This is a genomic window from Bacteroidia bacterium, from assembly GCA_033391075.1.
GTDB lineage: Bacteria > Bacteroidota > Bacteroidia > J057 > J057 > JAWPMV01.
On record JAWPMV010000001.1, the window covers coordinates 6,188,489 to 6,204,733 of the forward strand.

Annotated in this window: 18 protein-coding genes; 17 read left to right on the forward strand and 1 reads right to left on the reverse strand. The window is 41.4% G+C overall.

The window, feature by feature from the left end; genetic code table 11:
* Positions 1–84: 84 nt before the first annotated feature.
* Entirely contained in the window at positions 85–783 is a 699-nt protein-coding gene (locus R8P61_24720) for an energy transducer TonB (protein MDW3650301.1), read from the forward strand.
* 143 nt (positions 784–926) lie between these two features.
* On the opposite strand, the gene katG is transcribed toward R8P61_24720, so the two are convergent.
* Positions 927–3,098: a catalase/peroxidase HPI gene (gene katG, locus R8P61_24725; GenBank protein MDW3650302.1), complete on the reverse strand. Its 2,172-nt coding sequence runs from the start codon at positions 3,096–3,098 to the stop codon at positions 927–929.
* 375 nt (positions 3,099–3,473) lie between these two features.
* Here katG and R8P61_24730 point away from each other — a divergent pair, with 375 nt between their 5' ends.
* The 16 genes from R8P61_24730 to R8P61_24805 all read left to right on the forward strand — a co-directional run bounded on the left by R8P61_24730 (position 3,474) and on the right by R8P61_24805 (position 15,846).
* Positions 3,474–4,292 (forward strand): GNAT family N-acetyltransferase, encoded by an 819-nt coding sequence (locus tag R8P61_24730; protein MDW3650303.1) that lies wholly within the window; start codon positions 3,474–3,476, stop codon positions 4,290–4,292.
* Entirely contained in the window at positions 4,289–4,873 is a 585-nt protein-coding gene (locus R8P61_24735; protein ID MDW3650304.1) for a hypothetical protein, read from the forward strand. Before R8P61_24730 ends, R8P61_24735 begins: the two co-directional genes overlap by 4 nt.
* A 51-nt stretch (positions 4,874–4,924) precedes the next feature.
* Positions 4,925–5,542: a hypothetical protein gene (locus R8P61_24740; GenBank protein ID MDW3650305.1), complete on the forward strand. Its 618-nt coding sequence runs from the start codon at positions 4,925–4,927 to the stop codon at positions 5,540–5,542.
* Positions 5,543–5,677: 135 nt separating this feature from the next.
* Positions 5,678–6,040, forward strand: coding sequence for a hypothetical protein (locus tag R8P61_24745; GenBank protein MDW3650306.1), 363 nt, complete (start codon positions 5,678–5,680; stop codon positions 6,038–6,040).
* Positions 6,041–6,082: 42 nt separating this feature from the next.
* A complete protein-coding gene (locus R8P61_24750; GenBank protein ID MDW3650307.1) occupies positions 6,083–6,628 on the forward strand; it encodes an MOSC domain-containing protein in 546 nt (181 codons plus the stop codon).
* Between the two features lie 152 nt (positions 6,629–6,780).
* Entirely contained in the window at positions 6,781–7,611 is an 831-nt protein-coding gene (locus R8P61_24755) for a hypothetical protein (protein ID MDW3650308.1), read from the forward strand.
* 200 nt (positions 7,612–7,811) lie between these two features.
* A complete protein-coding gene (locus tag R8P61_24760) occupies positions 7,812–8,753 on the forward strand; it encodes an MBL fold metallo-hydrolase (protein ID MDW3650309.1) in 942 nt (313 codons plus the stop codon).
* 22 nt (positions 8,754–8,775) lie between these two features.
* Positions 8,776–9,408, forward strand: coding sequence for a class I SAM-dependent methyltransferase (locus R8P61_24765; protein MDW3650310.1), 633 nt, complete (start codon positions 8,776–8,778; stop codon positions 9,406–9,408).
* Between the two features lie 151 nt (positions 9,409–9,559).
* Positions 9,560–10,327 carry a MerR family transcriptional regulator gene (locus R8P61_24770; protein MDW3650311.1) on the forward strand — a complete coding sequence of 256 codons (768 nt, stop codon included), beginning with the start codon at positions 9,560–9,562 and terminating at the stop codon, positions 10,325–10,327.
* A gap of 232 nt (positions 10,328–10,559) precedes the next feature.
* Positions 10,560–11,345 (forward strand): alpha/beta hydrolase, encoded by a 786-nt coding sequence (locus tag R8P61_24775; protein MDW3650312.1) that lies wholly within the window; start codon positions 10,560–10,562, stop codon positions 11,343–11,345.
* A gap of 503 nt (positions 11,346–11,848) precedes the next feature.
* Complete coding sequence (locus R8P61_24780) at positions 11,849–12,586, forward strand: hypothetical protein (GenBank protein MDW3650313.1); 738 nt, start codon at positions 11,849–11,851, stop codon at positions 12,584–12,586.
* 24 nt (positions 12,587–12,610) lie between these two features.
* Positions 12,611–13,057, forward strand: a complete 447-nt coding sequence (locus tag R8P61_24785) for an SMI1/KNR4 family protein (GenBank protein ID MDW3650314.1) — start codon at positions 12,611–12,613, stop codon at positions 13,055–13,057.
* Positions 13,058–13,101: 44 nt separating this feature from the next.
* Complete coding sequence (locus R8P61_24790; GenBank protein MDW3650315.1) at positions 13,102–13,611, forward strand: hypothetical protein; 510 nt, start codon at positions 13,102–13,104, stop codon at positions 13,609–13,611.
* Positions 13,612–13,659: 48 nt separating this feature from the next.
* The gene (locus R8P61_24795; GenBank protein ID MDW3650316.1) at positions 13,660–14,262 is read left to right on the forward strand and encodes a hypothetical protein; all 603 of its coding nucleotides are present in this window, start codon (positions 13,660–13,662) and stop codon (positions 14,260–14,262) included.
* A 24-nt stretch (positions 14,263–14,286) separates the two neighbouring features.
* A complete protein-coding gene (locus R8P61_24800; GenBank protein ID MDW3650317.1) occupies positions 14,287–15,225 on the forward strand; it encodes a hypothetical protein in 939 nt (312 codons plus the stop codon).
* A gap of 81 nt (positions 15,226–15,306) precedes the next feature.
* Positions 15,307–15,846, forward strand: a complete 540-nt coding sequence (locus R8P61_24805; GenBank protein MDW3650318.1) for a hypothetical protein — start codon at positions 15,307–15,309, stop codon at positions 15,844–15,846.
* Positions 15,847–16,245 lie beyond the last annotated feature (399 nt).

Genomic DNA, 16,245 nt, shown 5'->3' on the forward strand with positions numbered 1-16,245 from the left:
ACACGCTTTTTAGCTCAAATAGAAGACATGAAAGCTAGCTTTGTTAAAAAGAATTCCGAACTTATCTCTTAAGAACAGAAATTCATGAGACATTTTTTCAGCATAATCGCTTGCATTTTCCTCCCCCTGGCCTTGCTATCTCAAAACCTCGGCTATGAGGTTCAATCGACCTACAAAAAAGCAGTCAAAGAAGAACAACTGCATGGGGCCAGAACTATGCTTGACATCAATCCCGGCTATCCTCAAAATTGGATTAAAGAAACTGATTATATTTCCTCCGAGCTGGTTTTAAATGATCAGGGGAAAGTCATCAAAGCTTTGGGAAACAATGATATCCTCAATTCTGAGCAACAATCTGTGCTCAAGATGGCTGAAATCGGTTCCAATATTGATGTTGCAATCAAGTACTACTCAGAAAATGTGGTTACCAAAGAGCGCGTAGTAAATACCATGAGTTTTCGGCTGAGTCTGATCCCGGAAATTGAAGCTTCATATCCCGGCGGCTATGATGAACTAAAAGCCTACCTCAAAAAACAGGTAATAGATGTGATAGGAGAGGAAAAGGGGAAGAAAATTGATCTTGCGAAAGTAAAATTTGCGATCAACACCCATGGTAAAGCTTGTGATGCCCGTATTAGTGAAAGTTCGGGAAGTCAGGAAATCGATCGTCTTTTACTGGAATCTGTAGCAAGAATGCCTGCATGGAAACCTGCTCAGGATGTAAATGGAAAAAAGATCAAACAGGAATTTGAGTTTATCATGGGCATGAAAGCGGGTTGTTAAAAACTTATTGAAAGTACACTTTGAATAAAAAATCCCCATCCAAGGATGGGGGTTTTTTATTAGAAAGATATCTCAAACAAAAAAAGGTGGTCCTGAAAGAACCACCTTCTTTGTATGAACTGATTTACCTTAAGGTAAAAGATTTATGCCAAATCAAAACGATCCATATCCATCACTTTCGCCCAGGTTTTCACAAAATCACGAACGAATTTTCCTTTGTTATCATCCTGAGCATAAACCTCCGCATAAGCTCGCAGAACAGAATTGGATCCAAATACGAGGTCTGTACGAGTAGCTGTCCAGGCCTCTGCATTTGTTTTGCGATCGCGAATGGAATAAGAATTCTTTCCGGTTGCTTCCCACTTGTATTTCATATCTGTGAGATTCACAAAGAAATCCGTAGTCAAAGCACCTTCCTGATCCGTAAACACACCATGCTTAGTCCCTCCGAAGTTGCTTCCCATAGCTCTCATGCCGCCAATCAGAACGGTCATCTCCGCTGCTGTAAGGCCTAGCAATTGCGCACGATCCAACATCATTTCCTCCGGGCTAACTACATAGTCTTTCTTGAGATAGTTTCTGAATCCATCCGCAAGTGGCTCAAGCGGAGCAAAAGAATCAGCATCTGTCATTTCATCCGTAGCATCTCCTCTTCCTGCAGAAAAGGGAACCGCAATGTCGAAACCAGCAGCTTTTGCCGCTTGTTCAACTCCTACATTACCGGCAAGTACAATTGCATCTGCTACGCTAATACCAAATTCAGCAGCGATAGGCTCCAATACAGCCAAAACTTTAGCAAGTCTTGTCGGCTCATTGGCTTCCCAGTCTTTCTGAGGAGCAAGTCTGATACGGGCACCGTTTGCACCACCACGCATATCCGATCCTCTGAAGGTACGTGCGCTATCCCAGGCAGTATTTACCATCTCAGCGATACTTAGACCAGCTCCGGCAATTTTAGCCTTTACAGCAGCAACATCATAGTCAGCATTTCCCGCAGGAACAGGATCTTGCCAGATCAATTCTTCAGCTGGCACATCAGGACCGTAATATCTTACTTTGGGTCCCATATCTCTATGCGTCAACTTATACCAGGCACGGGCAAATGTATCAGAGAAATACGCATGGTCTTCTTTGAACTTCAAACAGATTTCTCTGTAGGCAGGATCTACTTTCATCGCCATATCCGCATCAGTCATGATCGGAGTTGTGCGAATTGAAAAGTCCTCTACATCTACTGGCTTATTTTCATCTTTGATACTTACAGGCTCCCATTGTTGAGCACCTGCCGGGCTTTTCCTCAACTCCCACTCATGTCCAAATAACATATCAAAGTATCCATTGTCCCATTTGGTAGGCTCAGTCGTCCAGGCACCTTCGATTCCACTGGTTACAGCATAACGGCCTACACCAGAGTTTTGTGAATTTGCCCAACCAAAACCTTGCTCTTCGATACCTGCCGCTTCTGGCTCAGGCCCCAATTTACTGGCATCTCCATTTCCGTGGGTTTTCCCAACGGTATGCCCTCCAGCAGTCAAGGCCGCTGTCTCCTCATCATTCATTGCCATGCGTCCAAAGGTTTCCCGTATATGGGCAGCTGTGTTCATAGGATCAGGCTTTCCATTTACCCCTTCAGGATTAACATAAATGAGTCCCATTTGGACAGCTGCCAGAGGATTTTCCATCGTAGATGCATCTTCCACATTCTCATAGCGCTCATCACTTGGCGCCAACCACTCTTTCTCTGCTCCCCAGTACACATCTTTTTCAGGATGCCAGATATCTTCTCTTCCGAATGAAAAACCAAAGGTTTTCAATCCCATGCTTTCATAAGCAATATTTCCCGCAAGGATCATCAAATCTGCCCAGCTTACGCTATTCCCATATTTTTTCTTGATGGGCCAAAGTAAGCGTCTCGCTTTGTCAAGGCTGGCATTATCTGGCCAGGAGTTGAGTGGTGCGAAACGAAGGTTTCCAGTACCTGCACCTCCTCGTCCATCAGATATTCTGTAAGATCCAGCCGCATGCCATGCCATCCGAATCATGAGTCCACCATAATGTCCCCAGTCAGCGGGCCACCAATCCTGGCTGTCAGTCATTAATGCGTGTAGATCTTTTTTCAAGCCTTCTACATCAAGGCTTTTCAAGGCTTCCCGATAATCAAAATCTTCATCCAAAGGATTTGATTTCGTGTCGTGCTGATGCAAAATGTCCAGGTTGAGGGAGTTTGGCCACCAATGCTTGTCTGTGGTGCCAGTGGAAGTGTTTCCTCCGTGCATTACGGGGCACTTTCCGCTTCCATTGTTCATTGATTCCATGTTTTTACGGGATTATTAATTTCTGATTTCTTGGGATAAATATTGTTCGAAAGAATTGAGGATATCAAAAACTCAAAGGCTTCAACTAGCTATTATTCTGGTTTTGAAACCTTAGAAATAGGCTTCAGTACACCTATGGGAGTGAAGAGCTTTTCGAGGAATCCATCTTTGCCAGTTTGTTTCTCAAAAATTTTCTTATCAAATATAGAATCAATCACTCATAGTTTCCATCGATTCTTTCTATAAGAAAATAGATATTATCTATAATCATCCTCTACGTATCGTATAGATAGTTATATAAAATTCGACATATTCTATATGTCTCAAAAAATTTAACAACAGAGGCAGAACTACCTCTAAAAAGCCTACTAATCCATGCCCAAACAGATAGATTTTTTTCGTGCCAGTGGAGATCAGGACATTGACTCACTCAAAAAAGCCTGGCTACAGACCCTGTCTCGTCCACAAGATGGTATGTGGGAGGCTTTTCGGGATATGGCGATACTTTGGGGAATCAAGGAAGAAGATAAATTGATCGGTTATGCATGTATGAATGCAGACCATCAATTGATTCAGTTTTACATTTCTCCTGAACACCTGGACCAGGGTCCTTCCATTTTACAGTCCTTCCTTCGGGAACTTATGATCAAAACAGCTATTGTAGGGACCAATAATCCGGTATTCTTATCTCTGGCTACTCCCTTTATCCAGGAGATCAAGCCGCATAGCTATCTCTATGAAAAATTCCTGGAGGTAGAAATGGGAGAAAGAGAGGCAGAATTCAGGATCTGTCACTCAGAGGATCTGGAAGCTATAGTAAGATATTGTCATCTAGCAACTGGAGGACCTGAAGCATGGCTGGAGGGATATATTGGAAATCTGATAGAAAAAGGAGAGATTTTCATGCTCAGAAATGAGGAGGAGATCATCGGAACTTGTGAAGTAAGAAAAAGTATTTCTGCCCCGGATTATGTAGACATAGGCATGATCGTTTCCCCCAATCACCGGAAGAAGGGCTATGGGAGTTTTTTATTAAATCGCGCAAAGGAGATTGCTATAAGTTGGGGGAAGGAACCTATTTGTTCGACCACCATCGACAATTTGGGTTCTCAAAAAGCAATCAGGAATTGCGGATTTAGAAGTATGCATCAGTTATTGGAGGTACATTTTGACAATCACAAACTGCAGCAATGAACAAAGGTATCCTGATACAGCTGATTTTTTGCCTACTTTTTCTGCCACTTCTTCCTGCTCAGTCCGAGGAAGAGTTTGAGCATCCGGAATGGGAATTTCAGGAGATCACGCAGAAGCAATATGAAGCATTTCAAAAAATCTATTTCTCCCAAATCCGTCAAATCCATCCTTTCAAGGAATTAGGACTTATTCTGGACCATAGCTGTGATGAAATTTGTGAATCCTTTTTAAAAGATGAAACAGAAAAGGATAGTATGTATTTGCCCTCAAATTATGATGCAGGTATCATAGGGATTGCGCATGCTGTTTCCGGAAACAGTTTTCTTATTTACTCTGCCTATGATGGACCCGATTATGAGGAATACTATGACTTTCGTTCTGAAGTTATTGCTTATAAAATTTCCTCTGAGAAAGGACTCGCAGCCATAATACCCTGGTTCAGTTGGACTACAAGGGATTGGTCCATTGAAGAACTCATCTGGATAGATGATACTCAGATTGCACTAAAAATTTACGAAGAAGGTCGATGGGGAGATGGCAGTGAGCTGGATTTTAAATATCTCAAAACCCAGATTAATTGATATTTTCGTATCTCTACAGCTAGAGAAAAACACAACTACACACATTACATCATGAGCGAATTCAAAAAAGACCTAATCAAATACCTCCTGGAATTTCTGATTGTTGTTTTCGGAGTATTTCTGGGCATGTATGTAAACGAAAGCGTAGCCCAGAACAAGATCAATCGGGAAGTAAAAAAATCGCTGAGTTATATCTTGGATGAATTGGAAGGCAATAGCCAACAACTCGAATTCACCATCAGCTATCATGAGAAAGTAAAAACCGCCTTTAAGGCTTTCAAAGAAGAAATACCAGAAGAAGAATTCTTCAAGCCCTATTTTTCTACCATTGACTATAAATTCAATAAAATAGAAGGCTGGACCGGCGTTCATCTTCCGAGTTACGAAAACATAGCCTTCGAGAGGGCTAAGATCAGTGGACTGACTCGTGAGTTTGACATCGAAACCGTCCAAAGGCTCTCACAAATTTACAAGATGTTGGACTTTAATGCTGAGTTTGGGAAGACGACTTTGGATAAAATGTTGGACATGAATTCCGAGTCAAAAGTGGTGGACGGACTTAGCATAATATCTTTGCTTACGGGTGATGTACTAGGTTCTGAAATTTACCTAAAAAAGAGGCTGGATGAAGCGATAGAAGAATTGAAGGCCCGACATACACAGAGTTAATTTATGTTGCAATCCACCATAATTATCAAGGTAAAATCCAGCTGGCCTAAACATATTTTCTTAACGATTTGGTCTCTTGGATGCTTATTCTTCGCCAGTACCATATTCGTGGGGATTTACTTTCAGCCTGTTCGAATGGGATTATTAATCCCAGGGATACTGGCTGCAATTGCAGGAATTCTTGTCCTCAATCATGCTATCTGGAACCTTTGGGGTTATACACAAATTGACCTCAGTGGGCGAAGAATCGTTATCCGGGATATACGAAACCTCTTCAAACATACAGAGATCATAGACATAGATGATTGGATAGCGGCCAGCTACGAAAAAGAAAAACTGGGGATGGCCTTTCGTTTTTGGGAATTTAATTTCGGAGACATACTCATTCGACATGAAAAGGGGGAAAGAAGAATAGGGAAAGGCCTGAGCCAAAATGAAAGTGAAGAATGGATAGAGAAAATAAATCAAGTCATAAGTAATCAAGCAAGTCTTTTTTAGTAAAGGCTCGTATGAAGATATGTAAGCCTTATCCACCTTCTCATGAAACAAGCCTCAGTTATTGCCCTAAGTAAAAGCGCCAGCCACACCTTCAATAAATACAAGGAAGAATCCATCACCTTGCTAGCTGGCCTGGGGGTAGAAGGAGATGCCCATATGGGCGAAAGAGTGAAACATCGTTCCCGTGTAGCCAAAGACCCCAGCCAACCCAACCTAAGACAGGTTCACCTTATCCATTCAGAACTTTTTGATGAGTTGGCAGAAAAAGGATTTAGGGTAAATCCCGGGCAGATGGGGGAAAACATTACTAGCAGAGGAATCGAGCTTTTATCCTTACCCACGCATACTATCCTGAAAATCGGAGCAGAAGTCGAAATTCAAATCACAGGTTTGAGAAATCCCTGTTATCAAATTGATTCCATTCAGGAGGGATTGATGAAGGCAGTTTTGGACAAAGATGAGGAGGGAAATTTGGTTCGAAAGGCAGGAATCATGGGTATCGTTTTGAAAGGAGGCCAAATAAATGTCGGAGATCCAATAGAGATAAAATTACCTGCAGAACCTCATCTAAAGTTGGAAAAAGTGTAGCAAAAAGGAAAAGCGAAACAGCAACCTATGCCAATTTTTCCTATCTTTAATCTAACTCCCTGAAAAATTTATCCTGACTAAGCCGTTAAACCTCCTGTCAATTGCAGGCGGTCAATTAGATTTTATATAACACACAAAACGCTTAAAAAGCCATGAGCATCTTAAACAAGTTTTTCAAAGATAAAAAAGGGCCATCCATATTTGAAGAGTACCTACATTCAGAGATCAGTTTCATCCAGGCATTAAACGTTCGGGAAGCAGAAGAACCTAAAAACTTTTACCAGGACCAGAAATCAGACATCCAATCCTTTCTAGCAGGTTGGCAGCTGAATCCGGTAGATGATTTTGGCAGATGTGGGTATGACTATACCATCAAGCTTTTTAGTGGAGATACTTTCGCCACTTACGCCAGTCTCTGTTTTCATTGCGAGAGGATAAAGATCGATAAAATGATATATCAGCTAGAAAGGGAGGTAATTCTAAATCAGTTTAATAACTATTTGAAAGAAGCAAAAACTATCATCCACTCCTTCCAAGGCAGAAAAGAAGGAAGGCTGTTCTGGGCCCAGGAAAAATCAAACCCCCTATTGATAAATGCTGAATTTCAAGCCCCTGCATGGGAAATTTTCGATGGGAGTTTTAATGTTCCTGTCATTTTCCCAAATGTCGATGATCTCAGCTCAGAAGATATCGAAGCGAGACTGAATGAAGAAGAAGAAAAACTGGATAAAAAGCTTAAAGAATTGCGCAAAAAAAGAGGCCCAGATGGCGAAGAACCATATCAATCGGAAAGCTCATACCTCAACCATAGCCAATATGATATCGGAAGAGGAAGTATGCAATTCCGAACAGGTTCTGAACTTACCACCTTCCTTTCCGTGGATTGTTCCAAGGGATTTTATGATGACATCCAGGATATTGAAATGGAGTCTTTTCAGCGATTCAGAGACCTAAGACTGGAATTACTTTACCGCTCAGAATAAAACCAAATCTTTACTCTATCCTGTGTAATAGGGGAAAAACAAGGCCATAGAGGCCTGGATGTCGGTATAGGGGATTTTTTAGGAATTCCTATTATTTCACTGGCCAGAATGGAAGATATTTATGAATTGGGGGAAAGCTTAGCGAAAAAATACTTAACTAGTAATTTCTGAATCAGGAAGTATAAGTTAAAACCGCTACTATGTTCACACCCATAAAAAAACTGACGATTGCAGGATATGTCTTGCTTTCATTCCTTTTCCTTTCCCCTCTCCTTTCACATGCACAGGATTCTCCCATCCAGCTCAAATACCTCGGTACCGCTGGCTGGGTGATACAAGATGGTACAATCACTGTTTTAGTTGATCCCTATATATCTCGGGTAAAGTTGGGAAGAGGGCCCAGCATCCATCCTGATGATAATAGAGAAACGGTAGAAAGATCTGACTACTTCGTTTCAGACACGGCCAGTATTGATAGCATCATTACAGAAGCTGACTTTATTCTGGTGCATCATTCTCATTTCGACCACCTTTCTGATGTCCCATATATCGCAAAAAAAACCGGAGCCAAAGTCATCGGTACAGAAACTACCATCAATATCCTGAAAGCCTATGGAATACCCACTGAGCAATTGTATCCGGTAAAAGGAGGAGAAGATTATCAATTCGAAAACTTTGCTGTTCAAGTCATTCCTTCTATTCATTCAGCCCTCAATGAAAAGCACTATATCGATTCAAGAACCTATACAGAGCCGCCCAAAGTTCCCTTAAAAGTTTCTGAATTTATCGAAGGGGGATCTCTTATGTTCCTCGCTCGCTTTCAGAATCATCATGTCATGACTATGGGCTCCATGAATTTTGTGGAAAGAGAATTGTTTGGACAAAAGCCGGATATCCTGCTCGCTGGAGTGAATCGTTCTCAACTGGGACTCTATCGCTACAATGAACGCCTATTGTCCGTAACCAATTATCCGCGCATTATCATTCCCACCCATTGGGACAACTTTCGCCTACCTTATGGATTTTCTCAGGAATCTGCAGTCGAACAAAAACTCATGCCCTTCAAGGAAGATGTAAAACGCCTTTCACCCAGAACCAAAGTCATTATCCCTAAGCATTTAGGAATCATCACGATTGAATAATTCATTTTCATAGCAAGATAAGATGAACTGGTACAACCTATTTTCTTCTTTCTATGATCTTTCTATAGAAGGCATTTACAAAAAGTCGAGACAGGAAGTATTCTCCATGCTTGCGACAGAGCATGTATCCTGCGTCCTGGATCTCGCTTGTGGAACTGGTCAGAACTTTCCGCATTTGGTCGAAAGATTTGGGACAGAAACCCAAATTCTCGGCATAGATCTTTCTCCAGGTATGCTGGCCAAAGCCCAAAAACGAATCGATAAAAAAGGCTGGGAAAATGTATCCTTGCTGGAAGTGGATGCCCGGCAATTGAATCAGGAGGCCATCGATGCACATTTGGGGAAAGCGACTCCGATCCATTGTATTGTATCAACGCTGGCTTTGGTTGTGATCCCGAATTGGGAAAAAGTCTTCCATACTCTCTTTGATCTCCTAAGTCCAGGTGGTCAATTCCTCATGATGGAAGTCTATGCAAAGCGAAAAGTTCCACAAACTTATTATACAGACCTGATTGCCCGAGCGGACCTTAAACGAAAAGTCTGGGAGCCTTTGGAAAAAGTCTCTGAAAGGTTTGATCGCAAAGAACTCAAAGGATCGCCACACCTTCATGGTGGGACGCTTTATGTGGCCAGTGGGTTTAAGAAGGTTTTGTGATATTCTTTTAAGGTGTGTTGGATCGGTTTTTCGTTCCACTTTTCTAAAAAGGGGCAAAGAAATTCTACAAAGAAGAAAAAAAATGAAAAAAATACTTGACCCTAACCTAAGGTCATAGCCTAGCTTTGTATCATCCAAAGAAAAGAAAGCGATGAAGCAGTATGGCGTAAAGGAATTGTCTGACTTATCCGGAGTAACGGTTCGCACCTTGCACCACTACGATAAGATCGGCTTACTCAAACCCCTGAACAGAACGGAGGCCGGCTACCGTTTTTATGGGGAAGAAGAATTCCTGCGGCTTCAACAAATCCTTTTCTACAAAGAACTGGATTTCTCTTTAAAGGAAATCTCAGACTTGCTGGATGATCCCGACTTCGACCTGATCCAGGCCCTCAAAAGCCACCGATCTGCACTCGAAGACAGAAGAAAAAGAATCTCAAATCTTCTTCACACCATTGACCACACCCTTGAACATTTAAACACAGGAGAAATCATGTCAAAACCGGAAAAATTATACGAAGGCCTTCCCAAAGAACTGGGTACCACTCAAAGACAGGAAGCCATAGATGCATATGGTAAAGAAGCTGTAGAACATGCCGAAAATGAATTGCTCAAACTCGGCAAAGCAGACTTCAAAAAATTGCAGGCGGAGATGGATCAACTTCACGACTCTCTTTTTCAGCTAAAAGAAGAAGATCCCAAAAGTCCTCAAGTCCAGCAATTGATTGCTAAACATTATGTAGTCATCCGCATGTTCTGGGGCACTTCTAAAAAAGAAGACAAGCAAGCAGAAGCCTATGCCGGCCTGGGCGAGCTCTATGTCAGCGATCCTCGCTACATGAGCATGAACGGCAAACCTCAACCCGAATTCTCAGCCTTTATGAAAGAAGCTATGGCGCACTTTTCTAAAAGTCTTTAGCATTCAAATCCCGACGATAACAATCTACAGTCTACAAATTTTCAAATCTCTGCTGAAAGCAGGCGGGCTGGATATGGACCGAATGTGGGCGGATGGATAGAAGCGAGGGCCTTGGTTGATTCGGTCCGATTTTGCGCCACTTTTCTAAAAAGTGGCAAAGAAAATCCATTAATAATCTCAAATGAAACCAATAATAATACTCCTAACATTTCTCCTAATAAACCATTACCCAATGCAAGGAGAACCCATCAAAAAAGAACTCCAAACTCCAGAAGGGAAGTGGAGCTACCTCACAAGTCAGGAAGGAGAAAAAGCTCTGCTTTTCATTCACGGAGCCAGTTCCAGCAATAAAATCTGGAAGTACCAATACGGACTCAAAATAGAAGCATACAAAAATATCTTTGTGGACTTGTTGGGATATGGGGAAAGTGAAAAACCGGAAAGCGGATATACGCTTGCAAATTGGATCAGTGGCCTCCACGCCATTTTGGAGCAAGAAAAAGTTGAAAAAGTAGCTATAGTCGCTCACAGCAATGGCGTCATTTTCGCCAAAGAATTTTACCGCCGATATCCGGATCAGGTAGATCGGCTTATTCTCTTGGATGGTATGTTAAAACTCACGATTCCCAAACAAATGCTGGGCTGGATGAAAAACACCCTGGAGCGGAGCGACTATGAGGAGTACATGAAAAAGAATGTACAAATGATGCCCGTAGCCGGATTGCAGGAAGAAGATGCAGCAATTTTGCGTAAAGATGGTTTGGAAACTCCGAAACGAATCAGTCAGGCTGAATTTGAGTTGGTAAGTTCTGATGATACCTGGCAAGAAATTCTCATTTCCTGTCCAACCATGATTCTTCATTCCAATAATCCATTTTGGACGAAAGATTACCTTTCATGGCTGAAAACAGTCGCTCCTGATCATCACTTTAAAGTTTGGAAGGACAGTGGGCATTTTGTTCAATTGCAATATCCTGCGCGTTTGGAAAAGCTGATTAGAGAAGCGATGGGAGAATAGAATGAAGAACAAGGATTGGAGAAGGGGGAAGTTTATGTGTTCTTGTGGAAAAAGGCCATTTCTAATTCACCAATACTCAAACACCTGTGTCATTGCGAGTCGGAATCTCCGGCGAAGCAATCTCCTTCACTCTAAATAATAATCGGAATCAAGGGGATTGCTTCGCCTGTAATACAGGCTCGCAATGACAGCTATACTGAGCATCTCAATAAATCCTTCCGCTCATGCCCTTTTCCTTTTTTTGTAAAAAAGAGAAACAACTCACCAGCCCATGGAAAAAAGGCCTAAGCGCATTTCCATTAATCGAGCATTAAGGAAAAAGGGGCTCGCGCGAAAAGGTTAAAGTGGAAATGAGTAAAATTACGATCTCCCTTCTCCATTCCTGATTCCCTGTTCTGCCTTTATTCCTTCGAGATTCAAAAAATTCTTGAGCTTTTCGTATTTTTCCATTCAAAGGCCTCAACAAGAAGAAGCCTTTTCGGCAAATACAAGAAAGCACACAAATGAAATCACTAAGCCTAAGCTTTTTCCTCCTGCTCTTCCTCAATATCAATTTTGCTCAAGTCCGAGAACTTGAACCTCAAATTCAAGAAGGCTTCAACATTAGCCCTGCTGGCATTGCCCAGTTCGAAAAAGACAAGGCCACCTATCAAAAACTACTTAAGTCCGATATTCCCTTTGCAAATAGGAGTGAAGAGGAACAAAACATTCTCATGGATGAACTCAAATTTGAAGCTGGTCCCTTCTACTCAGGAGTTTTGGGCTGTAGTTGGTATTGCGCTACCGGACCCTCTGCTTATAAAGCCAGCTCAGAACTCACCGCTAGTAGAGTGTCGACCTATGCTGCCGCCAACATTCATGACTTCGATCTCCAAACGGCCTGGGTAGAGGGCAAAAAAGACTATGGAATCGGAGAAGAAATCGACATCCGTTTTGATCACTTAGGAGACCGATTGAAAGTTACCCATCTTGAGATTCACAATGGCTATTGCAAAAGCGAAAAAGCCTGGAAAGAAAATTCCCGGGTCAAACAGATGGCTTTTTATGTTAATGGGGAATTGTTTGGCAAACTCAATTTGGCAGACACCTACCAGAAACAGATTTTTGAGATCGGAAAGCTGGGCGGAAAAAGCGAAGAAAAACTGACCTTAACATTTCGTATTCTCGAAGTCTATCCCGGAGCCAAATACAAAGACACAGCCATTTCAGAAATCAATTTTGATGGCGAAGGCGATCATTAGTATACAAGATCTATTTTCTCAATCATGAATTTTCTATCTGAAGCCGATTTTCAGCAAGTCGAACATACACTCGGCATCCAATTACCTGCTCACTACAAAGCCTTTCACCTCCAACACAAAGCACTCATCCAGGAATTAAAGGAACTTGTAAATGAAGTAGACCAAAGCATCAGCCTTGCGACAGATGTTGAGTCTATCCTCATGATCAATCAATTCCTGGAAGTCCCCAAAACAGAAGGACCTTTTCGTTTCAAATTTTCCATCGGTCAGGATGGTTGTGGGAACTTTGCCCTAATTGATCTAAAGAATACAGATAATACGAAAGTGTATTATTCTGACCACGATGAATACGGTTTTGAGGAAATTTTCGACCAAAGCATCAATGATTTCAAATGGGACAATTTTGAAGGCTTGTCTAGAGGAGAAAGTGTAGAGGAATATGTACGAGGAGAGATAGCTTGGAGGAAGTAGACTTGGGTTTATGAAAAAACAGCTAATGCTGTCTCTTTAGATTAATGAGCAAGCTACACGAATTCTACAAGAAGCATATCGATTTTCTCATTGGAAGGAATACAATCCTCTTCTTCGCAATTATCGCCCATGTGATTCTGTTGAGGTCTTTCTTAGTACCTGATCCTTTTCACCTAAAACTCTCCCTCTTCTGTTTCCATGAAGATTCTCATGAGACGCCCATTCCCATGCATTTTCAGGTCAGCTCTACTATCTGGAAATCAGAACTGATCGTTTTTGAGGAAAGTCCCTTTCCACGAGATAAGCTCAGAAGAAAAATTCGTTCAAAAAAATACCCTTTATCCCTCTATAAAGCCACCCAAATCTATCACTTAACTCAGCAGAGATTTCCTATAAAGCCCGGATTTGAAGAATGTGAAAGATCCGAATGGATAGAAGTAGAATTTCGATATGGCACAGCCGAAGGCATTCATGAGATCATTTCGATTGGCTGTGGAAAGGAAGGCTGGAAATATATAAACGCTCTGGCTGATTGGATTAAGATTGATTCTTGATTTTCTGTAACTTGAGTTCTGAAAACACAAAAGAAAACACTTCTGTTAATGGTCATTTTTGGTATCCACAGGCATCCCTATCGCTCCATTCTTCCTCCTGAGTTTAGCTGTCCTAATTGCAGAGAAAAAGGCCAAACTGTATTTAACCAAATCTCTCGGGTCTTTCACATCTTTTATTTACCTGTCCTGGCTTTTGGCCATGGACATGAAAGCCTATGCAATTACTGTAAGCTTAACCTGAAAAGTTCCGAAATGGACCGGGAATTCAAAACAAACAATCGAGCCTATTTAAAAAGCAATATTCCTCCTATTTGGCATTTCTCGGGCTTGCTTTTTATGGCCCTTTTTATCCTCTCTGCAAAACTCTACGGCATGAAAAAACAAAACGACATCCGAGAAAGGATTGTCCACCTGGAAGAAGGGCGGATTTTTGATTATAAAACAAAGCTTGCTAGTTATTCTACCTTCAAGGTCGCGAAAATCGAAGGGGACTCCGTTGAACTGATTTACAACTTATATGATGCGGGTAGGAAAGCTGACCTTCATTTGGTAAAAGTAGATAAGAATTATGCAGGCGAAAGACGAAAAGTACATCGAGATCAATTGCTTCAATGGTTTGACAAAGGAACTGTATTTCATGTACATTGGTAAGGCTAAAGATTTTTTCTTTTGGATATGATAACGATTCGTAGGCATCCCCTTAAATTCTACTTCACCCTTGCCTTTTCCTCTTTATTCTTTTTTGGAATACCGATTCTACTTTTTTTTCTAGCTTCTAACTTTGGTGAGGAAGAAGATGGAACAGCCATTATTGTGTTGCTATTAATTGCATTGTTGTTGGTTATGCTAGGCATTTATATGCTGAATATATACCTAAAAAATGCACCGAGCATACAGATTGGAAATGGACATATCAGCTTTGGAAAGGAGAGTTATCCTCTGGAGGATATCACAGAAGTAAAACTGGAAGGCAAAGCAGCTTTCCCATTCTTTATCCACTATCCCATGGAGGCAGCGAGTCTGACATTTAAGGACAGCTCGGTCAAACATATATTTGTAGACCTTTATTCCAATGCCTGGGAGTTAAAATCATATCTGGAGGCAGTAGTTATAAATAAAGGGAGCTACCAGCCTGCTATAAAGAGTGGGACCAAACAAGAGGTGAATATTCAAGGAGTCGTACAGGCTTACAAAAAGCCTCAACTCCTCAGCATGCGAGGGCTCTCAGTTTGGGGATTGGGAGTCTATCTGGTTTTTCGGATGGGACTTCTTGAAAATCCTTCAACCACAGCAATAACTATAGCAGCTGTCGTATTTTTACTATGGTTTACTATTGGTTCCTGGCTCATGCATTTCCCCAGTCTTTCTTCAAACTACCTTATCATCAAAAACCAAAATTTCTTTTGGGTAAAGGATGCCTACAAGCTTGATCATATCCGGGAAGTTGTCTTCGAAACCCAAAGTCGCATGCCCAATTGTATCCGGGTGATAAGCACCGACCATAGAAATAAATTATATCCGGCAGCTACTCTTTGGGATAAAAATTGGTGGGAGTTTGAAGAAGCACTTGAAAAGAAAGGAATAAAGGTCCGCAATGAATGTGTCCCACACTAAATATTTTCGAGCGATTTAGAAAGCAGGGAGGAAATTGGCGAAATTGTAATAGTAATAACCTAAACACAAAAAACTCAAACCATGAAAGAATTCCTCCGAGACAAACGATTTCAGTATGTAATTGCCATCTACTGTTTATTGGCACTCGCATTTTCGGTTTACACCTCCAATCGTGTATATGAGCTGCAAGAACAGGTCATTCCTTTGCTGAATGATAAAGAATATGAACAAGCAGAGGAAGTACTCTCCGAACTGGAGGGCATCATTGACAATTACATCTACCAGCCAAAGTTTTTTCCTGATAAAAGCTTGATGAGCGTCGCCAAACATAAGCTACACACAGGGAAAGGCAGATTAGCCTTGAAAGCAAAGCAGCTGGAAGAAGCAAAAGAACATTTACTCAATTCGGCCAAAATTTCGGGGGCTCCTACCCTTAACTCTTTTGGTCCCAATATGTCTTTGGCCCAAAAACTTATCGAAGAAGGAGAAAGCGAAGTTGTCCTAACTTATTTCGAGCTTTGCGGAGAGTTTTGGAAGAATAAGTTTGATAAAACGGATCTCTGGAAGGAAGCGATTGAAAATGGGGAAATGCCTGATTTCGGTTCCAATTTGATTTACTGATTTTCCCCTTTAGAAAGCTATGTAAATACCAGGGATGGTGCTGCATGAGAATGCTTGGGAACCTTCTACTATTCATACCAAAGAAAGCTTGATATGAATCTCGACACATGCTTAAAATTTGCCGTCATTCTATTGAAGTCCCTCATTGGGCTTAACATTTTGTGTATCGTGATTTTGATAATCAATCTAAACGAGAACTATGAAATGGATTCCAATACCCTATCCTTATACTCTCGGTATACCCCTGCATATAGTATCATTCCCTTTTTTCTATCTGGCACAATTCTGTTTATTTGGCTTGGCCTGAAGCATCAAAAACTAGGACCCGAAACTAAAAATGCCGCAAAAAACTGGGGGAAAACCAATGTTTATTATTTGCTCAGTTTATTTTGCTTTATT

Coding starts and splice junctions, on each gene's coding strand:
- R8P61_24720 (MDW3650301.1), top strand. CDS start 85: ATGAGACATTTTTTCAGCATAATCGCTTGCATTTTCCTCCCCCTGGCC.
- katG (MDW3650302.1), bottom strand. CDS start 3,098: ATGGAATCAATGAACAATGGAAGCGGAAAGTGCCCCGTAATGCACGGA.
- R8P61_24730 (MDW3650303.1), top strand. CDS start 3,474: ATGCCCAAACAGATAGATTTTTTTCGTGCCAGTGGAGATCAGGACATT.
- R8P61_24735 (MDW3650304.1), top strand. CDS start 4,289: ATGAACAAAGGTATCCTGATACAGCTGATTTTTTGCCTACTTTTTCTG.
- R8P61_24740 (MDW3650305.1), top strand. CDS start 4,925: ATGAGCGAATTCAAAAAAGACCTAATCAAATACCTCCTGGAATTTCTG.
- R8P61_24745 (MDW3650306.1), top strand. CDS start 5,678: ATGGGATTATTAATCCCAGGGATACTGGCTGCAATTGCAGGAATTCTT.
- R8P61_24750 (MDW3650307.1), top strand. CDS start 6,083: ATGAAACAAGCCTCAGTTATTGCCCTAAGTAAAAGCGCCAGCCACACC.
- R8P61_24755 (MDW3650308.1), top strand. CDS start 6,781: ATGAGCATCTTAAACAAGTTTTTCAAAGATAAAAAAGGGCCATCCATA.
- R8P61_24760 (MDW3650309.1), top strand. CDS start 7,812: ATGTTCACACCCATAAAAAAACTGACGATTGCAGGATATGTCTTGCTT.
- R8P61_24765 (MDW3650310.1), top strand. CDS start 8,776: ATGAACTGGTACAACCTATTTTCTTCTTTCTATGATCTTTCTATAGAA.
- R8P61_24770 (MDW3650311.1), top strand. CDS start 9,560: ATGAAGCAGTATGGCGTAAAGGAATTGTCTGACTTATCCGGAGTAACG.
- R8P61_24775 (MDW3650312.1), top strand. CDS start 10,560: ATGCAAGGAGAACCCATCAAAAAAGAACTCCAAACTCCAGAAGGGAAG.
- R8P61_24780 (MDW3650313.1), top strand. CDS start 11,849: ATGAAATCACTAAGCCTAAGCTTTTTCCTCCTGCTCTTCCTCAATATC.
- R8P61_24785 (MDW3650314.1), top strand. CDS start 12,611: ATGAATTTTCTATCTGAAGCCGATTTTCAGCAAGTCGAACATACACTC.
- R8P61_24790 (MDW3650315.1), top strand. CDS start 13,102: ATGAGCAAGCTACACGAATTCTACAAGAAGCATATCGATTTTCTCATT.
- R8P61_24795 (MDW3650316.1), top strand. CDS start 13,660: ATGGTCATTTTTGGTATCCACAGGCATCCCTATCGCTCCATTCTTCCT.
- R8P61_24800 (MDW3650317.1), top strand. CDS start 14,287: ATGATAACGATTCGTAGGCATCCCCTTAAATTCTACTTCACCCTTGCC.
- R8P61_24805 (MDW3650318.1), top strand. CDS start 15,307: ATGAAAGAATTCCTCCGAGACAAACGATTTCAGTATGTAATTGCCATC.